1 protein-coding gene is annotated in these 261 nt (G+C 38.7%); it reads left to right on the top strand.

Translation table 11 applies throughout. The annotated features are described in order from the left end of the window. Positions 1–261, top strand: a 261-nt coding sequence (locus NZ772_19485) for a DNA phosphorothioation-associated methyltransferase (protein ID MCS6815737.1), incomplete at both ends; no start/stop codon positions are given.

Here is a 261-nt window from a genome sequence, read left to right as displayed (position 1 = left end):
CTGATTAGAGCGTGGAGTATAACTCGAAAGGCTTTAATAGTAGCTGCTCAGGTTTTAATTGACGACATTAATCACGGACAGATTGCCTATGGAGATGGAGTTATTACGAGTCGTAACACATTTCAGAAATACTACGAACAGGAAGAACTTAAAAATTATATTGACCAGGTGCTAGGAGTTGATTCTATCCCTGTTGCACTTGGAATCTACTTTGTTTTCCGAGATGAATACCAGGCACAAAATTTTCGAGTCTCTTACTTC

This window comes from Cyanobacteriota bacterium (assembly GCA_025054735.1).
Lineage (GTDB): Bacteria > Cyanobacteriota > Cyanobacteriia > SKYG9 > SKYG9 > SKYG9.
The sequence above is the reverse complement of the archived record's forward strand: the minus strand, read 5'-3'. Positions and strand labels throughout refer to the sequence as shown.